Here is a 19,708-nt window from a genome sequence, read left to right as displayed (position 1 = left end):
ACTATAAATCTTTATTAAATAATTTTTGAGCTTTTTTTAGATTATAAGGTGTTCCAATATCAAGAAAATTCGCACTAGTTTTGTAGGACAATATTCTACCATTTAATGAAGGTATTATATCTTTGCTTATATCAAATACTTTATTATCCATATTTTTAAGATAATTTATGAAATCATTGCCAAAAGCATAAATAGCACCATTAGCTAATTTTGAAGGCGGATTTTTTACTTTTTCATGAAATTCTTGAACTATATTATCTTTATCTATTTTTACTACACCGCAAGCTGTTGGATTATCCGTTTCGAATGTAAGCATCGATAATATAGTATTGCAAGGTCTTTTATTATGAGCATTAATAAATTCAACAAGATTATCATCAGTCATATTATCAGCATGAATAATTAAACCTTCAGAATTATTAAAAAAATCAAGATTCCTTATTAAGGTGCCTGCTGTGCCTAAAAGATTTTTTTCAAAAGTAGTATATATTTTGGATTTTTCCCCATCCCATTCATAAATGGCTCTGTTAACTTTATCAGGTAAATAATGAGTATTAATTAATATAGATTCGCAATTTAAATTTTCTAGTTTTTCAAGCCATAAATGTAGAAGAGGCTTTTCATTTATTTTTACGAGACATTTTGGGACATTATTTGTTAATGGTTTTAATCTTGTTCCCAAACCTGCCGCTAATAATAAAACTTTTAACTTTTTGTCCATATTATTCTTTATTTAATTTTGAAGAATTAATTATTAAATCTGCCAGTGAGAAACTTGATGTAAAAGCTGGAGAAACTGCATTTAAAACATGTGTAGAATTTTCATCATTTGTACAAATAAAATCATCTACTAAATTCATTTTTTTATTATCAAAAAGCTGCGCCCTAATTCCTAGTTTTTCACTTATTTCAATATCACTCAATTTGATTGATGGAATTAAATTCTGAGCTGATTTTATTAAGAATGGTTCAAAAGCCTGAAGAGATTGTTGATGAACATATTGTCTAAATTTATTCTTATTCATCAAATATTGCTTTGAAAGAATAAATAGATTTGAAATCAACATTAATGGTTCTAATCCTTCAAAAAATTTGTAATTTTCTCTACCAAAAGCCACTGTCGCAGTTGGTCCAATAAAAATATTTTTTTTATCACCACTTGGCGTGAAGTGAACGCCAAGGAAAGGAACAGATAAATCAGGAACTGGATATATATTCGTTTTGATATCAAAAGCGTCATTATTTTTTATCTTCCAATAAAAACCTTTAAAAGGCAATATTGTTAAGTTTTTGCCAACATTGCACATATGTGCAACCCTATCCGATTGAAGACCAGCACAATTAAAAAAATATTTATACTTTATTATTAAATTATCTTCAGTGTGAATTTTATTTTCCTTTTTATTTATCTTTCTTATTTTGCTTCCTTTTATGAAAATTACTCCCTTATCTTTAAGTTCAATTTCTAATTGATTTATTATCTCTAATGGGTTTACTACCGCAGTATTAGGACTCCATAATGCTCTATTTGTTATGGAATTTGTATTTGGTTGAATTTCTTTCAGTTTTTTATTATTAATAATTTCGACTTTTGCTCCATTTTTTAAGCCCCTTTCAAAAAGTAAATCTATTTGAGAATCTTGTTCATACTTAGTAGGAATTATTATTTTCCCACATGGATTTGTTTTTAGTCCTCTATCTTTTATCCATGCCTTAAGTCTCTTGCCTCCCTCAATGCATACTTTTGACTTAAGGGAGCCAGGTTTATAATATATTCCTGCGTGTAAGACTCCGCTATTTCTGCCTGAGGTATGCAAACCTAAATTATTTTCTTTTTCTAAAATAATAATATTTTTCGAAATACCTCTTTTGATAATCTGGTATGCAATTGTTAATCCAACAATTCCTCCACCAATTATAATAATTTCTCCATTCTTCAAGCTCATTGCTGCCCAACCAAAACTTGGAGATCATGAAATAATTCTTCCCCTATTTTATTAATATATTTTATTTTTATTAAATCAGAATGATCGTTTTTACTAAAAAATTTTTTAACATCCTCTCTTTCCAAGTTTCCGTGTCCAGTACGTACATGAAAAAGATTTAATAAACCTGCATTGAAACCAGAAATTAAATCACTTAATCTGTCCCCAACCAAAAGTGATTTTGATAGATCTAATTTTAGATAATTTGCTGCGTTTAAAATCATAGAAGGACTTGGTTTCCTCCATGAATAGTTGGGAGATTCTGTACCTAATCCATTTGCATAAATTGCAATTATAGTATTGTCTTTATTTATAAGATTTATCATTTTTTCTGTTACTTTAAAGTAATTTTCCCATTTTGTGATTTTTCGTGCTATTCCAGATTGATTGGTGATAATTACTATTGGCAATTGAAGCATATTAGCTAAATATATTAGATCATTAATTCCATTTTCTAATTCGACGTCAGTTGCTTTAGATATGAAGTGTTTTTCTTTAATTATTACACCATCTCTGTCAAGGAACAAAGCTGGCCTTAATTTATTATCTTTGGGAAGGAAAAGTTTATTATTATAAAAAAAATTTATATGATGACCATTATCTAACAATTTTATTTTTTGTGTTTCATATAACAATATTAATGATTTTGTAAATCTAAAAATGTTTTTTTGTAATTTTGATACAAAATTTCATGGGTTTTCATGACGTTAATTTGCAAAATTATAAACAACTATTTTTAATTTTACTATTATTAAATAAGTTGAAAATTTCTTAATGCAAGATAGTAAACATAAAGTTATTTTATTTGCTAATACACTTTGGTTCCTACATAATTTTAAGTTACCTTTAATCGAAGAATTGAATAATAAAAAAATTGAAGTTCTTTTGATTTATTTAAGATTAGGACCGCCAGTAGGAAATAAAAATAAATTTTTATTAAACAAAGTAAAACAATATAATTTTGTAAATTATATTTTTTTTTATATTAAAAATTTTTTTTCTAAGGATCAAAAGAAAACTTTTTTATTTAGTTTTACTATTGGTCCAATTATCTTATCAATACTTCCGATTTTTAATAATTCAATTAGATTTGCGACTTTAGAAGGCTTAGGAAGAATATTTTCTTCAAGAATATTATTATTTAGAATTCTTAAAAGAATTTTGGAAATAGTTTATAGAATAATTTTTCTAAATCCTTATAAAGGTATATTTGTTTTAAATTATGCTGATTATGCTTATTTATTAGAAAAAAAAATAGTTCAAATTTCAAAAATAAATATAATTCCTGGGACTGGGATCGACTCACGTATTTTTAATCCAGATAATCTTAAGAAAAAGAGGATAAATTTAGGAATTTTAAATAAAAAAAATCAACTCCAATTAGATGATATGTACATTACTTATATTGGAAGAATTTCCGTCGATAAAGGGTTCTATAGGTTTATAGCAGCTATTAACTATTTATTAAGTGATCCAATATATTCTAATTTAAAATTCAGAATAGTATCACCAAAAAGTGATATAAAAAATATTGATACTGATTTAAAAGAATTTTTATTAGATAAAAATATCGTATTAGAAGAATATGTAATTGAACCTATAAATTATTATGCAACTTCTAAATTGATTGTAATTCCGAGTACTTATGGAGAAGGTTTATCAAGAGTTGCTTTAGAATCTGGTCTTTTGGGTATCCCCATTGTTGCAATAGTTAATAGAGGACTTTCCTCTTTGTTTATAGATGGAATCTTAGGAGAAACAACAATGGAGATTGAACCCTATGGTATTTCTAAATTGATAAAACAAGTTATTAACAATTACTCTTCTTATTCTCACTTACCAAAAGAGGTGTTTCTGAATCTTTCTTCAAAATATGATAATAAAGCTTCTTCTGAGTCAGTTATTAGCGTATTATCTACTTACCTAGATCCTTGAAAAATGTTAATTAATAGAGGAAAATTAATTTACAGAAATATAGTTCCAAAAAGACTAAGAATTTTAATTAGAAGGATTTTTAAAATTTTTCTATATAAATTTAGATTTTTAAAATTCAAAATAATCCTTTTTTTTGCTAAGGAAGTAAAAATTATTCTTGGAGCAGCACTTACATCTCAAAAAGATTGGTTATCAACAAATGAAGAATGGTTTGATATTTCAAGCAAAGAAAACTGGCACAGACTTTTCAAAAATAAAAAAAAGCTTAAAAGAGCCTTAGCTGAGCATGTCTTTGAACATTTAAGTAAATTGGAAATGAAGTCTGCTTTAAATTTAATATATAATTATTTGATTGAAGATGGAACATTAAGAATTGCCGTGCCAGATGGGAATCATCCAAATCCTATTTACAGAGAACATGCTGGAATAAATGGGAAAGGGGCTGATGCCTCTGATCATAAACAATTCATTACTTATGAATATTTAAAATCAGAATTAGAAAATTGTGGTTTTAAATGTGTCTTAAGGGAAGGATATTTATCTGATGGAAGTCTTGTTAATGAAAAATTAAATTCTGAGTTGGGATTTATAATCAGGACGAGAAATAATAAATCATTTAGTAGGAAATATGGTTGGAATTTTGAAAATGCGAATTCAAGTTTAATTGTAGATGCATACAAAAAAAATCTTAATTAAAAAAATTTTTCATAATTCCGTAAGCATATTAAAAAAGCTATAGGAGGAGAAGATCCCTACAAAAGGGCTAGTGATTTCACTTATAGTTGACGAACCTTTTAATAGAAGATTAGAGTCTAAGCTTACAATATCTCCAGAACGTAATATAGGATTATTCTTAGAATTTGCAGGAGCATTCCTTCTATATCTTATTTTACTTCTAGTTAGAGTTCCGTCATTATTAAATCTTACATTATAAATATTTCCTCTAAGAGGTTTATTACCTCCACTCAGAAGAATTAAATCATTTAGTGTAGCAGACTTATTAATTAATTTCATTCCAGGCTCTTCTACTCTTCCAGATATGAATACCTTATTAAATTGACTTTGTAAATTTGTACTTGTTGCCTTTCTAAACTGTTCATTAAGGGGATAATTACTCTTTTTTACAATTATGGTGTCGCCATCCATCAAACTAATATTTTGTTTTTGAGCTCCAGTTTCTATGAAATTAAGAAAATTTAAATTTGTTTTTATTTTTCCTCCGCCTTTGCTAATTGGATTTCTCCTAATTACTTCTATGTTTTCTAGATCAGAATAAAGAGTAATACCTTTAGCTTCCTTAATTGCATCAAATAAAGTCTTAGAAGTCGTTATTTCCCCCTCTTTATTTAATTCTTCAAAAAGTAAATTACTTTTTTCATCTTTAATATTACTTGTTTCATTAATTAAAGCATTAAATTGATTAAATTCCTTCTTTCCACCTAATAAATAACTACCAGGACTAACCACTTCTCCTAATATTTGAATTCTAATGGGTCTGCTTTTAACAATTTCTATATTTATATTCGGATTAATAAAAAATTCTTTATATTTTTCATTTAATAAAATAGATAATTCATTTATGGTAAGACCTTCAATATAAACTCTTCTCAACCTATTACTAAATATTGTCCCATCATTCTGAATAGTAAATAATTTATTATAAAGCTCTTTATTATTGAATAAAATTAAAATTACATCTCCAGGCCCTAAGATATATTCATTATCAGGAATGTAATCTAGATAATCTATTGGAATATTATTTTTATATATTTCATTTTTAATAAGATCTTGTGAGAATATTTTTAACGGAAAAATTCCAAATAAATTTAATAACAATAATACTGAAGATATTTTTAAAAAGTAGCCATTCATATCTGCAAAATTATTAACATATATTATTCTTTATATTACTTATTTTTGTTTACTAAAAATAGTAATATTAAAAATAAGAATTATTTAAATTTTAATCCATTTTTAATTTTAAAAAAGGAAATTGATAATTCTGGCTTTTGCATCTTTAATAGTTTAAATTTTAAATTATTTCCTTTTTAAATGGATACAATATTAGTTACAGGTTCCGCTGGGTTTATCGGTTCTTCTCTTTCAATAAAATTAGTTCATAAAGGTTTTAGAGTTATTGGGGTAGATAATTTAAACTCATATTATAGCGTTTCTCTGAAGAAAGATAGATTGAAAGAAATTATTAAATCTACAAAATTTAATAAAGGAAAATATGAGGGATTTAATTTCTCAATTGAAAACATAAATGAATTAGAAAAACTTTTTACGAAATACAAACCAAAATTTGTTGTTAATTTGGCTGCTCAAGCTGGTGTTCGCTATTCATTAATCGACCCACATCAATATGTTCAATCTAACTTGGTGGGCTTTCATAACATAATTTATTTATCTAAAAAGTATGATGTAAGGAATTTTATTTATGCTTCAAGTAGCTCTGTATACGGGGGCAATACTAATATGCCCTTTAATGAAAGCCAATCTGTAGATCATCCTGTTAGTTTTTATGCCGCAACCAAAAAATGTAACGAAGTTATAGCACATTCTTATAGTCATATTTATGACTTGCCAACAACAGGACTAAGGTTTTTTACAGTCTATGGACCTTGGGGAAGACCTGATATGGCACCTATGATATTTACTAAAGCAATTTTATCTGGTGATGAAATAAATATTTTTAACAATGGAGAGATGATGAGGGATTTCACTTATATTGATGATGTTGTAGATGGAATTGTAGGGTGTGTTTATAAGTCTGCTGAAAGTTCTGACAATTTTAATAGAGATAAACCAGACCCTTCAATATCTTTTGCAAAACATAAGATTTTTAATGTTGGCAATGGTAATCCAATTAAGTTAATGAAATTTATTGAACTCTTAGAATTAAGTATAGGGAAAAGTGCCAAGAAGATTTTTAAACCAATGCAAACAGGAGATGTTATCGCCACATCCGCTAATATAAATAAGCTAAGTGATTGGATTGGATACGAACCAAAAATAAATCTTACTGAGGGTATTGGGAAGTTTGTAAAATGGTATAAAGAATATGTTCGGATATAAACTCATATTCCAATTTCAAAAAAATTAAAACATAACGTTAAAAACTCAGGATGAATAATATTTTAATTACAGGCGGAGCAGGTTATCTTGGCAGTCATGCGTGTTTAAATTTACTTGAAGCTGGTTATGGAATTTATATAGTTGATTCTCTGGAAAATAGTTCATTTGAGTCAATATCCAGAGTTAATAGATTTTTTAAAGAAAAAAATAAATTTGCTGATAATAAAATAAAATTTTTTAAAGCAGACATAACAAATTTTGAAAAATTAAAAATTATTTTTGAACATGCTCTTTGTAATAATCAAAAGATAATTGCAGTTTTACATTTTGCAGGTTTAAAAGCTGTTAGTGAATCTGAGGAAAATCCAATTAAGTATTGGGAATATAATGTCTCAGGATCCATTAATTTATTTAAAGTTATGGAGTTATATGATTGTAAAAATATAGTTTTTAGCAGTAGTGCCGCCGTTTATGGTAACAATCAAAATTGTCCCATCAAAGAAGATAGTTCATTAATCCCTTCTAATGTTTATGGAAAAACAAAAAAAACAATTGAAGAAATTTTAACTGATCTACATTTCAGAAAAAATTGGGGAGTAGCTATATTAAGATATTTTAATCCTGTAGGAGCTCATCACTCTGGAATAATAGGAGAAAATCCTATCTCAAACAAAAATAATTTATTTCCAATTATTTGTGAGGTGGCTAAAGATAATAATAAAAAATTGAATATTTTTGGGAAAGACTGGCCTACTAGGGATGGCACCTGTTTAAGAGATTATGTTCATGTTGAGGATATAATAGATGGTCACGAAAAAGCATTACGCTTGTTATTAAATTCAAAACATAATTTGATCAAAGTAAATTTAGGTACTGGTAAAGGAACTACAGTACTTGAGTTAATAAATACTTTTAAAAAAGTTAATGACATAAAAATTGAATATGAGTTCTCAGAGAGGAGGATAGGAGATTGTGGAGTGCTTTTTGCAGATAGTAGATTGTCTAATTCTATACTTAATTGGAAGGCAAGAAAAACATTAGATGATATATGTAGGGATGGTTGGAGATGGGGTTTGAAAAATCCTTATGGTTATATCAAAAATCTTGAGGAACTAGATTTGAGCATTTATTGTGAGATCTGATTATTAATTGAGTAATTAATTAATCTGTTTTGAAAAAAATAAAAATTATGTTAACTATTCGAAAATAGGTTTATGCTCTAAAATAAAAAAAGTTTTTGAAACGAATTGAATAGCTCAAAAGTAGCATTAATTACAGGTATTACTGGACAAGATGGAAGTTATCTTGCTGAACTCCTTTTAGATAAGGGGTACATTGTTCACGGAATAAAGAGGCGATCGAGTAGTTTTAATACTGAAAGAATTGATCATTTATATCAAGACCCACATGAAATATCTCCACAATTAATACTCCATTACGGAGATTTAGTTGACAGTACAAATATTATTAGGTTAATAAAAGAAATTGAACCAGATGAAATTTATAATCTCGCTGCACAAAGTCATGTAGCTGTTAGCTTTGAAACTCCAGAATATACGGCAAATTGCGATGCTCTTGGTACATTAAGAATTCTTGAAGCTGTTAGGATATTAAACTTAGAAAAAAAGACTAAAATTTACCAAGCTAGTACTAGTGAGTTATATGGGAGAGTATGTAAATCCCCTCAAAACGAAGATACTCCTTTTAACCCTCAAAGTCCCTATGGCGTGGCTAAATTGTATTCATATTGGATAATAAAAAATTATAGAGATGCATATGGTATTTACGCATGTAATGGTATTTTGTTTAATCATGAAAGTCCAAGGAGAGGAGAAACATTTGTTACGAGAAAAATCACAAGGGGTCTTGTGAGAATTGATTCAGGTATTGATGAAATACTTTATCTTGGAAATTTAAATTCTTTGAGAGATTGGGGTCATGCTAAGGATTATGTGAAAATGCAATGGCTTATGCTTCAGCAAGATTATGCAGATGATTATGTAATAGCTACTGGAAAAAATAAAAGTATCAAAGAATTTATTGAATTGGTAGCATGTGAGCTCGGCTGGAATAGAAAAAACCGAAATCTACCAGCTATTCGCTGGGAGGGCTCAGGTTTGCAAGAGGTTGGAATTAGAAATGAAAATAATAAAATAATTATCAAAGTTGATAAAAGATATTTTAGGCCATCTGAAGTAGATAGTTTGTTGGGTGATCCTACTAAAGCTATTAATAAACTTGGATGGAGAAGCTCTATTACTTTAGAAAAATTAATACACGAAATGGTGGAATTTGATAAGTTGAAACTTGCTAAACAATAAATATTTTATTTTGAATATTATCATTTATTCTTTATGAAGAATTTAATTTCGAAAAGTGATTCTATTTTTGTCGCAGGTCATAATGGACTGGCAGGCTCTGCAATCTGTCGCGCTTTAAAAAAATTTGGATATAAAAATATAATTACAGTTTCAAGGAAAGAAATTGATTTAAGGGATCAAAATAAAGTTAAAAATTGGTTTAAGGAAAATAGTCCAGATATTGTTATTCTTGCAGCAGCTAAAGTAGGAGGAATACTAGCAAACAGCATTTACCCATATGATTTTATTATTGAGAATATTCAAATTCAAACAAACGTTGTTGAAGCTGCATATCAAAATTCTGTGAAAAGGTTACTTTTTTTAAGTAGTAGTTGTGCCTATCCCAAAAAATGCACACAGCCAATACGAGAGGAATATTTACTAAGTAATTATTTAGAAAAAACTAATGAAAACTATGCTTTAGCAAAAATTGTTGGCATGAAATTTTGTGAAGCTTTAAGGAAACAAAAAAATTTTGATGCTTTTTCTCTCATGCCAACAAATTTATATGGACCAAATGATAATTACCAAGATAATGAAAGTCATGTTTTTGCTGCACTGATAAAAAAATTCGTAACTGCAGAAATTAATAATCTTGATCAGGTGATTTGTTGGGGTGATGGATCCCCTAAACGAGAATTTTTACATGTTGATGACCTAGCTGAGGCATCAGTTTTTACCTTAGAAAATTTTCAATTTAGTTTAAATAATTGCTCTTTCTTAAATGTTGGAACTGGTAAAGACATATCGATTTTAGATTTAGCAATTTTGATAAAAAATAAAGTAGGTTTTAAAGGTTCTATTTTTTGGGATAAAACAAAACCCAATGGAACTCCTCTGAAAAGATTGGATATTACTAGGATTAAAAAATTAGGTTGGGAAAGTAAAATATCACTTGAAGAGGGTATTGAGAATACTATTAAAGACTTTAAAAAAAATATATATTAGTATTTCTAAAGCAGGATCTTTTTTAAGGGAAATTGAAAGTTATGCTGAAAGTAATAACCTTAATTTAATGGAACTTTGAATAATAATATTGGAGATAAACCTTTTATCCAAGAATAAGTAAAACAGTTTAAGATCCCAAATTTTTATTTAAAAAATTACTATTAAAGCTTTCTCTCAAGAGAAAATCTTTAAATTTTTTAAAACTTTTAAAAATAAAGAAACCATTACCAAGGTAATTCTAAAAGATAAAAATTTTTAAAATTTTTAGTGAGAATAATTTATAATAAATCTATATAAGTGGTTTTATTTAGTTGATTTCAATTGTTTATGTTTTATTTAAAATTAATACTTGGGAAAAGCATAAGGAGTTAGCATTTATTTAATTTAAAAACTATATAATGATTCTTTCTAGAATAAAGAATAATAGATATTTCTATCTTTTAGTATTTTCAGCACCAGTATTTATTTTCCAGGGAGCCTTAGTTTGCAAACTTCATAGAATATCCAATTTTAATGAAAATTTTAATTTTGTTATTCTTTTACAAGCTTTATTTACTGCAATTTTTTCTTCATATCTTCTAAGGTCTACAATTCTAAAAGTCATAGATAAAGATTTAGTTCCCGCAAAATCTTTAAATAAAAAAAATGAGTATAAGGCAATAAAAATATCTTTTCTATACTACATAATTGCAATGATACTTATTTACGTAGCTAGTCATAAAGGAATACTAGATTATAGACCTTATTTAGATCAGTGGGCTTTAATTAATCAAGGCTTAAATCCTTGGATTGGAACAGATAATGTTTACTTACCAATTCACAATATTGTTGCACCATTAGCAGCTATTAATAATTCTTTGCCAAAACTTTTTTGGGGTTGTTTTTTCTTAATCCCTATGTATTTTTCTTCAATTTTTCCATTAAATTTTAAAAGGGAAATTGATGAAATTGCAAAATTAAAAATTTTCCTAATTTTCGCTTTTTCTCCTTTTTGTTTATTAGTAACTGCATATTTCGGCCATAATGACACTCTTGTAGCAGGTTTAATTGTTTTATCTTTATCTCTATCGATTTCAAATCTCAAAAATATCAATAGCGTTTTATCTGGAATCTCACTTGCATTGGCAACGATGGTGAAAATATATCCAATATTTGTTGCACCTTTATTTGTTTTAAGAAAAAGAAAAATAGATATAACTTTTTTTACTTCTTATCTCTTATCAATAATTAGCATACTAAGCATTTCTATATTCCATTGGGGGGATTCAACCTTGAAATCAGTTTTTTGGGCCACTGAAATGCATTCTAAACATCTATCTTTCTTTAATTTTTCTCGAAAAATTTTAGGTCTTAACTTAGATCAATACAGCATATATGCTATGGCCTTAGTGCTATTGACTGTACTTTTTTTAATGTACAAACATAAGATAGATCTTTTGCCAGCTGTAATTCTAACTTCATCTTCAGGCTTCACTTTTTATAAATTAGGACATCCACAGTTTTTTCTTTTTTTCTTTGCTGCAGCACCCATGACTATCAGATACATTTATGATAGAAAATTACATAAAAATAGAAGATTATTCATTTCATATTTAATGTGGATTTGTTATTTAAATTTTTACGAGACTTTTTATCAACTTTATTGCTTAATGACAAAAGGCTACTCTTTTTACATAAGAGGATTTGGAGCAATACCTTATATTTTATTTTCAACATTAATGTTGATTGAGATTATAAAATTATTAAAAAAAGATCAAAAAGCTTTATCTTCAGAAAGTCTTTCATCTTAAAAACTTTTTATCAAACTACGATGACTTATAAATAATATAAATTTATAGTTTATTTCTTGAAGTTTCTTTATTTATACGCCATAAAAGACTCATTATTGTTAAAAAAACATGATATATTAAAGATTTAGCAGGTTTTGGATTTAGAGCCAATTTCTTACGCAAAAACTGTATATGGCAGAGAAGAAATAGATGCAGTTATTAAATGTCTTGGTGAGTCAACTCAAATGGGTAATTACTCAAGATTATTTGAAAGCAAAATAGCCAAACTTTTTGATAAAAAATATTGTTTATATGTGAATTCTGGGTCATCTGCTCTATACATAGGAATTGAAGCATTAAATTTACCTGAAGGCTCAGAGGTGATCACTCCTGCTTTAACTTTTTCAACTTCTGTCGGCTGCCTCGTTAAAAACAATTTAGTTCCTGTTTTTGTAGATGTTGATCTAACCACTTATTGTATAGATTGCGAGCAAATTGAAAAAAATATTAATAAAAACACGAGAGCTATACTAGCGCCAAATTTACTTGGAAATCTTTGTAATTGGCCACTAATAAGAAATATTGCGGATAAATATAACTTAGTTGTTATTGAGGATTCTGCAGATACGTTAGGAGCAAAAATAGATGGTAAAAGTAGTGGCTTTTATTCAGATATATCAATAACAAGTTTTTATGGATCACATATCATTAATTGTGCTGGCAATGGAGGAGCTTTAGCTATAAACGATGAAAACGTTTTATCTGAGGCTAAACTATTAAGGTCATGGGGAAGAAGTTCATCTTTATTTGATGAAAAAAGTGAATCGATAAACAATAGATTTAATGTTTCTTTAGAAGGCATTGAATATGATGCGAAATTCGTCTTTGAAAAAGTGGGATACAATGTCGAAGGAAATGAAGTTGGGGCTTCTTTTGGCTTAGCACAACTAAAAAAATTAAACCAAAATATTCAAACTAGAAAAAAGAACTTCAATAGACAATTTGATTTTTTTGAGAACCACAATCAATTCTTTATGAATCCGTTACAAAATGAAAACGTTGATACAGCATGGCTTGCTTATCCAATATTAATCAAAGAAGATGCACCTTTTACAAGAAGAGAATTTCAAATTTATTTAGAAGAACGTAATATCCAAACTAGAGTCGTGTTTACTGGCAATATTCTTAAACAACCCATGACTAAAAACATTGAAAAAAAAATTAGTGAATATGGATATAAAAATTCTGATTTAATCATGAAGCAAGGTGTTTTATTACCTGTCCACCATGGTTTAACTGATAGAATGTTTACTAGATTACATAAAACAATAAATGAATTTTTGTCAAAATTTTAAAAAAAAATCCCTTTCCCACTTAAATAACTTTGACAAATTATAAAAATATGAAAGCCGTTATACTTGCTGGTGGATTAGGTACGAGACTTTCAGAGGAAACAACAATTAAACCTAAGCCAATGATTGAAATTGGTGGACTACCAATTTTATGGCATATCATGAAAATTTATAGTTGTTATGGCATCAAAGAATTTATAATTTGTTGTGGTTATAAGGGATATTTAATAAAGGAATATTTTGCAAATTATTATCTTCATTCAAGAGACTTTACTGTAGATCTTCAAAAGAATTCTATTACTACCCATAATGTGGATTCTGAAGATTGGAAGGTCACTCTTGTAGATACGGGTAAAGATACTTTGACTGGAGGAAGGCTTGCAAGAGTAAAAGAATATATTGGGAATGAAACTTTCTGCTTCACATATGGAGATGGTTTGGCTGATGTAAATATAAGTAAACTAATAGATTTCCATTTTAAAAAAGGAAGAAAAGCGACGCTTACAGCAGTTCAGCCCCCTGGAAGGTTTGGTTCTTTAGCTTTTGAAAGAGGTAGAGTTCTAGGGTTTAATGAGAAACCAAAAGGTGATGGTAACTGGATTAACGGCGGTTTTTTTGTGCTTCAACCTGAAACAATAGATTTTATAGAAAACGACTTTTGTTCATGGGAACAAAAGCCAATGCAAAAACTTGCAGAGTTAAATCAACTATCTGCATTTCACCACAGCGGTTTTTGGCAGCCAATGGATACTTTAAGAGATAAGATGGTTTTGCAAGATTTATGGGAATCTAATAAAGCGCCTTGGAAAATTTGGTAGAGCTTTCTATAAAAAAAATATGAATTTGAGAAACCCCAAGATTCCTTTTTGGAATAAAAAAAAAGTAATAATAACTGGGCATACAGGTTTTAAAGGTTCTTGGCTTTCATATTGGCTTTTGCAAATGGGAGCAAATATTTATGGAATTAGTTTAGAACCAATTACATCCCCAAATTTATTTGAAGAACTTAAACTACAGCAAAAGATAAATCATCATGTTACTGACATTACAAATCAAAGTCTCTTAGAAAAATTGATATCTGATATTCAACCTGACATTATTTTCCATATGGCTGCACAACCATTAGTTATTGAAAGTTATTTAGAGCCTTTAAAAACTTGGGAAACAAATGTAATGGGAACTTTTAATCTACTGAATTCATTGAAATTTATTAAAAATAAATGCGTTTGCATTTGTATAACTACTGATAAAGTTTATAGAAATAATGATCGAGAAAATTATTTCAAAGAAACTGATCCCTTAGGAGGACATGATCCATATAGTAGTAGTAAAGCGGCAGCCGAAATTGCTATAGAATCATTTAGATCAAGTTTTTGTGGTAATTCAAACTTTCAAAAAAATAATCTACTAATTGCTAGTGTAAGATCAGGAAACGTTATTGGTGGAGGGGATTGGTCTGATAACAGAATTATTCCTGATCTGATAAGGTCTATAATTTCTGAAAAAATAATCACTATACGAAATCCCGATTCGGTAAGACCCTGGCAACACGTTTTAGATCCTTTATCTGGTTATTTAAAACTAGCTGAAAAACTTTTTGAAAATAATATCAATCTAGCATCTTCATTTAACTTTGGACCAAATCTTGACTCAAATAAAAAAGTATTAGATTTAGTTCATAAAGCTGAGGAGTTTTGGCCTGTTTCGTGGAAAATTATTGAAAGTAAACAAGATTTTCATGAGGCAAGATTCCTCGGATTAAATACAGATAAAGCAAAAGATTTAATTAATTGGGAACCAAGATGGGATTTTGATGAATCCGTTAAAAGAACATTTTTGTGGTACAAAAACTATTATTTATTTTCGAGTGAAACCGAAAAATATTGTAAAGAAGATCTTGAACATTTTTTAAAATCATAATTTATCCAAATTTAAATGATGAAATTATTTATAACAGGCGCTTCTGGATTTATAGGTTCACATCTAACAAATCTTGCAAAAAAAAAAGGATATGAAATCATTGCATTAAATAGATCTTATATAAGTAGCCAAAATCATGACAAAAATATTAAATGGCTTAACAAAGATTTACTAGATATAAATATGTATGACCTTGAAGAAGTAGATATATTATTTAATTTGGCTTCAGCAGGTGTAAGTCCTAAAGAGGCTTCTATTCAAGAATTAACAAAAACAAATATCCTTGGATCAATTAAATTAATGGAAGAATCAATTAAAGCTAATGTAAAAAGATGCATTTTTACAGGCTCCTGCCATGAATATGGTTTGAGCTCTGATAGATATAAAATGATTCCAAGTAATGCCCCTTTAATTCCAACAAATAATTATGCTAGAAGTAAGGTCGCAAGTTTTTATATGTTAGAAGCATTATGCAAAAATTATCAAACAGAATTCATTTACCCAAGGATTTTTTCAGCTTATGGATTAGGGCAAAATGAAATGAATTTTTGGCCATCTTTAAGAAATGCGGCATTAAATAATCTAGATTTCAAGATGACTAAAGGTACTCAAATTAGAGATTTCATACCTGTTGAAGAAGTTGCGGAACATTTAATAAATTGCTGTTCAAGAAAAGATGTTATAAAGGGTACTCCACTAGTTTTTAATATTGGCAGTGGCTCTCCGATATCAATTATTGATTTTGCTAAAAAAGAATGGAAAAGATTAAAAGCCAAAGGTCAGTTATTAAATGGAGTAATTCCTGAAAGAGAAAATGAACCAAATTCGTTCGTGCCTGATTTAAATAATTTATATGAAAAAAAAATTTAAATTATTAATATGTTAAAATTGCTTGGATGAAGATTTTAATTACAGGTGGTTGTGGATTTCTAGGAAGTAATTTATCCAATTTCTTTCTTAAAAAGAACTATGAAGTTTTTATTATAGACTCATTAGTTAGAAGAGGCTCAGATATCAATTTAAGTTGGCTCAAAAACTCTACAAATCATAAAAATTTAAAAAATTTCCAAATTGATATAAAAAACAAAAATAAATTAGAAAATATTTTTGAGGTTAATGGACCATTTGATTATATTTGTCACGTTGCTGGTCAAGTAGCAATGACAACCTCTCTTAAAGATCCAAGAACTGACTTAGAAACCAACCTAATAGGAACATTTAATGTTCTTGAGGCAATGCGCAAATATTCACCTCATTCTTTATTAGCCTATAGCAGCACAAATAAAGTTTATGGAGATTTAGGATGGTTGAATTACAAAGAAATGAGTACTAGATTTAGTGTTTCAGAATATCCAGAGGGTTTCAATGAAAATCTCCCTCTTGATTTTTCAACTCCATACGGCTGTTCAAAAGGCTCTGCTGATCAATATGTTCGAGATTGGGCAAGGATATATGGATTAAAAACTGTTGTATTTAGACATTCTTCTATTTATGGAGGGAGACAGTATGCCTCTAAAGATCAAGGATGGATAGGTTGGTTCTGCAAAAAAGCAATAGAACAAAAAAAACAGCAAAAATCTAATCAAAAGTTATTACCATTTACAATTTCTGGCTCTGGTAAACAAGTTAGAGATGTTCTTCATGCGGATGATCTTGTAAATCTATATGAAAAGGCATTTTTTGCAAAAGAAAAATTAAATGGTGAAATATTTAATATCGGCGGTGGTTTAGAAAATTCATTAAGTTTATTAGAATTATTTAATTTGTTGTCTGAGCTATTAGATATAGAGCAACTTTCTTATAATAAATTGCCAAGAAGACAAAGTGATCAAGATTTCTTTGTCGCATCAATTAAAAAAGCTAAGATTAAACTTGGTTGGGAACCTAAAATAAATTACAAAAAAGGTATTAAGGATATGATTAGTTGGACATCAACACTAATTTAATTAAATAAGAGCTTATTTATTCTTTTTTAACTTCATTTAATAATATAATGCTTGAATATTAATTTGAAATTTCAATTTTGAAAAGATCAATTGCTATATGCATTCCATGCTTCAACGAAAGAAAAAACTTAGATGAGCTTTATTATCGTATTGATAAAGTCCTAGAAGATATTAAAGGATATAATTTCTCAATAATTTTTGCAGATAACTGTTCGAAAGACTCATCATTGGATTTCATTAAAGAATTAATGAAGAAAGATGAAAGGATAGGATATATTTTAAACGTATCAAACTTTGGTTTTGTGAGATCATCAGCAAATGTTCTTTTGGCTCCAGACGCTGATGCAAACATCTTCTTGATGTCTGATCTTCAAGATCCGCCTGAACTAATTCCTGAGTTAATAAAACAATGGGAAGAAACAGAAAATTTAGTAATTTTTGCTGTCAGAAGAACAAGTAGGGAAAATAAAATTCTTTTTCTTACAAAAAAATTATATTACTATGTTTTATCAAAATTATCCGATCAAAAAATGGTCAGGAATACTACGGGCTACGGAATCTACGATAGAAAAGTGATTAAAAGTTTAAGGGATTCTATTGATTCTTATCCTTTTGTAAAAGGTTTAGTATGTGCGACAGGTTTTAAATGGTCAACAATCAGCTATGTCAGTGCAGATAGAAAATCAGGGAAAAGTTCTGCTTCTTTATCATTTCTAATCGACTTTGGAGTTCTGGGAATTGTTACTTCTTCAAGAAAACCCATGAGATTAATAACTTTTCTTGGGTTAACCCTTGGCTGCTTAGCAATAATATTTTCTTTAATAGTCATAATAACGAAAGTACTTTTTTGGACCAAATTTGCCTTTGGTATTGCAATGATCTCTGTTACAAACTTATTATTTGCAGGGACTATATTATTCGCTTTAGGAATTATAGGAGAATATATTGGTTTTATTAATCAAAGATCATTAAAATTGCCTTTGGTTATTGAGAGGGAAAGAAATAATGTGCCCTCTAATCAGATAAGATAAATTATTTATTCTTAAGTATAAAAAAGTTTTTAAATTAAGATTTTGAAGTTAATTTAAATATAATTAATAGTTAAATTTTAATTATTAAAAGCTTTGATCTTATTTATATGTTACTTATATCATGCGATCAACTAAAAAAAAAGATAAACCGAATATAACTATCCTGCTTATAAAAAACGAAAAATTCGAGAATTTATATATCTTGCTTAATAAGATAAATAATTTTAAAAAGCTTTTTGATATTGAGATTATTATTTTGAGCCTTGATACTGAATTTGCAGGAATAGAAGGAAATTCATCTCTCAAGAATAAAAAAATCAAACTAATTAATAAAGTAAAAAAATCAGAAGTTTCAAATTCAATAAAGAAATTAATAATTGAATCATCATCAGAATTTATAGCTGTAATAGAAGACGATTGTCAATATGACCCAAATTCACTGATAACCGCCTTTGATAAGTTAATCGAAAATAATCTAGATTTAGTATTAGGCAGTCGATTTAACTATAGTTCTGAAATAAAAGGCCTGAACAAGAAAAGAAAAAAAATTTCTAAAATTACCAACAAACTTGGAAAGTATTGTCTTTCTAACAAATATTCACACATTACAGACTGCATGACAGGTTTCTTTGTATTAAGAAAGACTGTATGTAAAAGATTAATTAATAAGATTGAAATTGATGGATTTAATTTTATTTTTGAATTTCTTGCAATGAGTAAAGGAAATCTATCAATTGGAGAAATACCTCTTATCGTAGATGCCAATTTAAACGATAAAACTATAATCGAATTGCCAATTTTATGGAATTTTGTAATTTCAATATTGCATAATTTAAGTTTTAAATTACTTCCTCGCCGAGCTATAAGTTTTGGGCTCATAGGCATCAGTGGAATAATTATTCAATTATCTATTACTTACTTTTTAATGAGTATTACGAACTTAGACTTTGAACAAGTTATTTTATTTTCAATATTAGTTTCTGCAACATCAAACTTTTTGATTAATAACTCTTTAACATTTAGATCAAATAAATTAAGTGGGAATTTACTATTAATTGGATTAATAAGATTTCTTCTCATCACATCCATACCATTAATTACGAATTTTGCGCTATCAACAGCTTTTTATACGTATATTTTGGGAAATGTATTTTGGGCACAAATATTTGGAATAGCTATTTGTTTTATATGGAATTACACAGCATCTACTAAATTTGTGTGGAAAAAAACTTGAATAATTACTAATAACTTGAAGTAATTCTTATTAAGAGATATTTTATAATAAATTTAATGTATATCAATTGTAAAACATATAAGAATTGATTTTTAAATTAAATGATAAATTCAACAATAACTCTATCTAAAAATGAAAATTAATAGATAC

The 19,708-nt window shown here is 27.9% G+C and carries 18 protein-coding genes; 14 read left to right on the top strand and 4 right to left on the bottom strand.

The window, feature by feature from the left end:
• Position 1: 1 nt before the first annotated feature.
• From TX50_RS06555 to TX50_RS06545, 3 genes are read right to left on the bottom strand one after another with little or no spacing between them, the layout of a single operon-like run.
• Positions 2-721, bottom strand: a complete 720-nt coding sequence (locus TX50_RS06555; RefSeq protein ID WP_011132850.1) for a nucleotidyltransferase family protein — start codon at positions 719-721, stop codon at positions 2-4.
• 1 nt (position 722) lies between these two features.
• Positions 723-1,946: an L-2-hydroxyglutarate oxidase gene (gene lhgO / locus TX50_RS06550; RefSeq protein WP_011132849.1), complete on the bottom strand. Its 1,224-nt coding sequence runs from the start codon at positions 1,944-1,946 to the stop codon at positions 723-725.
• Positions 1,943-2,593 carry an HAD-IIIA family hydrolase gene (locus tag TX50_RS06545; RefSeq protein WP_011132848.1) on the bottom strand — a complete coding sequence of 217 codons (651 nt, stop codon included), beginning with the start codon at positions 2,591-2,593 and terminating at the stop codon, positions 1,943-1,945. Before TX50_RS06545 ends, lhgO begins: the two co-directional genes overlap by 4 nt.
• 166 nt (positions 2,594-2,759) lie before the next feature.
• Between TX50_RS06545 and TX50_RS06540 the strand changes: the two genes are divergently transcribed.
• Both TX50_RS06540 and TX50_RS06535 read left to right on the top strand, forming a co-directional pair.
• Entirely contained in the window at positions 2,760-3,920 is a 1,161-nt protein-coding gene (locus TX50_RS06540) for a glycosyltransferase (protein ID WP_011132847.1), read from the top strand.
• 3 nt (positions 3,921-3,923) lie between these two features.
• Complete coding sequence (locus TX50_RS06535) at positions 3,924-4,616, top strand: hypothetical protein (protein WP_011132846.1); 693 nt, start codon at positions 3,924-3,926, stop codon at positions 4,614-4,616.
• A gap of 9 nt (positions 4,617-4,625) precedes the next feature.
• On the opposite strand, the gene TX50_RS06530 is transcribed toward TX50_RS06535, so the two are convergent.
• Positions 4,626-5,792, bottom strand: a complete 1,167-nt coding sequence (locus tag TX50_RS06530; protein ID WP_011132845.1) for a polysaccharide biosynthesis/export family protein — start codon at positions 5,790-5,792, stop codon at positions 4,626-4,628.
• 180 nt (positions 5,793-5,972) lie between these two features.
• Here TX50_RS06530 and TX50_RS06525 point away from each other — a divergent pair, with 180 nt between their 5' ends.
• The 12 genes from TX50_RS06525 to TX50_RS06470 all read left to right on the top strand — a co-directional run bounded on the left by TX50_RS06525 (position 5,973) and on the right by TX50_RS06470 (position 19,558).
• Positions 5,973-6,998: an NAD-dependent epimerase/dehydratase family protein gene (locus tag TX50_RS06525; protein ID WP_011132844.1), complete on the top strand. Its 1,026-nt coding sequence runs from the start codon at positions 5,973-5,975 to the stop codon at positions 6,996-6,998.
• Between the two features lie 50 nt (positions 6,999-7,048).
• A complete protein-coding gene (galE, locus tag TX50_RS06520; protein WP_011132843.1) occupies positions 7,049-8,140 on the top strand; it encodes a UDP-glucose 4-epimerase GalE in 1,092 nt (363 codons plus the stop codon).
• 105 nt (positions 8,141-8,245) lie between these two features.
• Positions 8,246-9,319 carry a GDP-mannose 4,6-dehydratase gene (gene gmd / locus TX50_RS06515; RefSeq protein WP_011132842.1) on the top strand — a complete coding sequence of 358 codons (1,074 nt, stop codon included), beginning with the start codon at positions 8,246-8,248 and terminating at the stop codon, positions 9,317-9,319.
• Between the two features lie 33 nt (positions 9,320-9,352).
• Positions 9,353-10,306 carry a GDP-L-fucose synthase family protein gene (locus TX50_RS06510; protein WP_011132841.1) on the top strand — a complete coding sequence of 318 codons (954 nt, stop codon included), beginning with the start codon at positions 9,353-9,355 and terminating at the stop codon, positions 10,304-10,306.
• Positions 10,307-10,704: 398 nt separating this feature from the next.
• The gene (locus TX50_RS06505; RefSeq protein WP_011132840.1) at positions 10,705-12,096 is read left to right on the top strand and encodes a glycosyltransferase 87 family protein; all 1,392 of its coding nucleotides are present in this window, start codon (positions 10,705-10,707) and stop codon (positions 12,094-12,096) included.
• Between the two features lie 134 nt (positions 12,097-12,230).
• Positions 12,231-13,430 (top strand): DegT/DnrJ/EryC1/StrS family aminotransferase, encoded by a 1,200-nt coding sequence (locus TX50_RS06500; RefSeq protein WP_011132839.1) that lies wholly within the window; start codon positions 12,231-12,233, stop codon positions 13,428-13,430.
• 47 nt (positions 13,431-13,477) lie between these two features.
• Positions 13,478-14,245, top strand: coding sequence for a glucose-1-phosphate cytidylyltransferase (rfbF, locus tag TX50_RS06495; RefSeq protein WP_011132838.1), 768 nt, complete (start codon positions 13,478-13,480; stop codon positions 14,243-14,245).
• A 19-nt stretch (positions 14,246-14,264) separates the two neighbouring features.
• Entirely contained in the window at positions 14,265-15,347 is a 1,083-nt protein-coding gene (gene rfbG, locus TX50_RS06490; protein ID WP_011132837.1) for a CDP-glucose 4,6-dehydratase, read from the top strand.
• A gap of 18 nt (positions 15,348-15,365) precedes the next feature.
• A complete protein-coding gene (locus tag TX50_RS06485; protein WP_036930534.1) occupies positions 15,366-16,217 on the top strand; it encodes an NAD-dependent epimerase/dehydratase family protein in 852 nt (283 codons plus the stop codon).
• A 26-nt stretch (positions 16,218-16,243) separates the two neighbouring features.
• Entirely contained in the window at positions 16,244-17,293 is a 1,050-nt protein-coding gene (locus tag TX50_RS06480) for an NAD-dependent epimerase/dehydratase family protein (protein ID WP_011132835.1), read from the top strand.
• Positions 17,294-17,370: 77 nt separating this feature from the next.
• A complete protein-coding gene (locus TX50_RS06475; protein WP_011132834.1) occupies positions 17,371-18,324 on the top strand; it encodes a glycosyltransferase family 2 protein in 954 nt (317 codons plus the stop codon).
• A 121-nt stretch (positions 18,325-18,445) separates the two neighbouring features.
• On the top strand, positions 18,446-19,558 hold the full coding sequence (locus TX50_RS06470; protein ID WP_011132833.1) for a GtrA family protein: 1,113 nt from the start codon (positions 18,446-18,448) through the stop codon (positions 19,556-19,558).
• Positions 19,559-19,708: the final 150 nt, after the last annotated feature.

It is taken from the genome of Prochlorococcus marinus subsp. pastoris str. CCMP1986, from assembly GCF_000011465.1.
GTDB lineage: Bacteria > Cyanobacteriota > Cyanobacteriia > PCC-6307 > Cyanobiaceae > Prochlorococcus_A > Prochlorococcus_A pastoris.
Note: the sequence above shows the minus strand (reverse complement) of the source record. Positions and strands in the feature narration are given on the sequence as shown.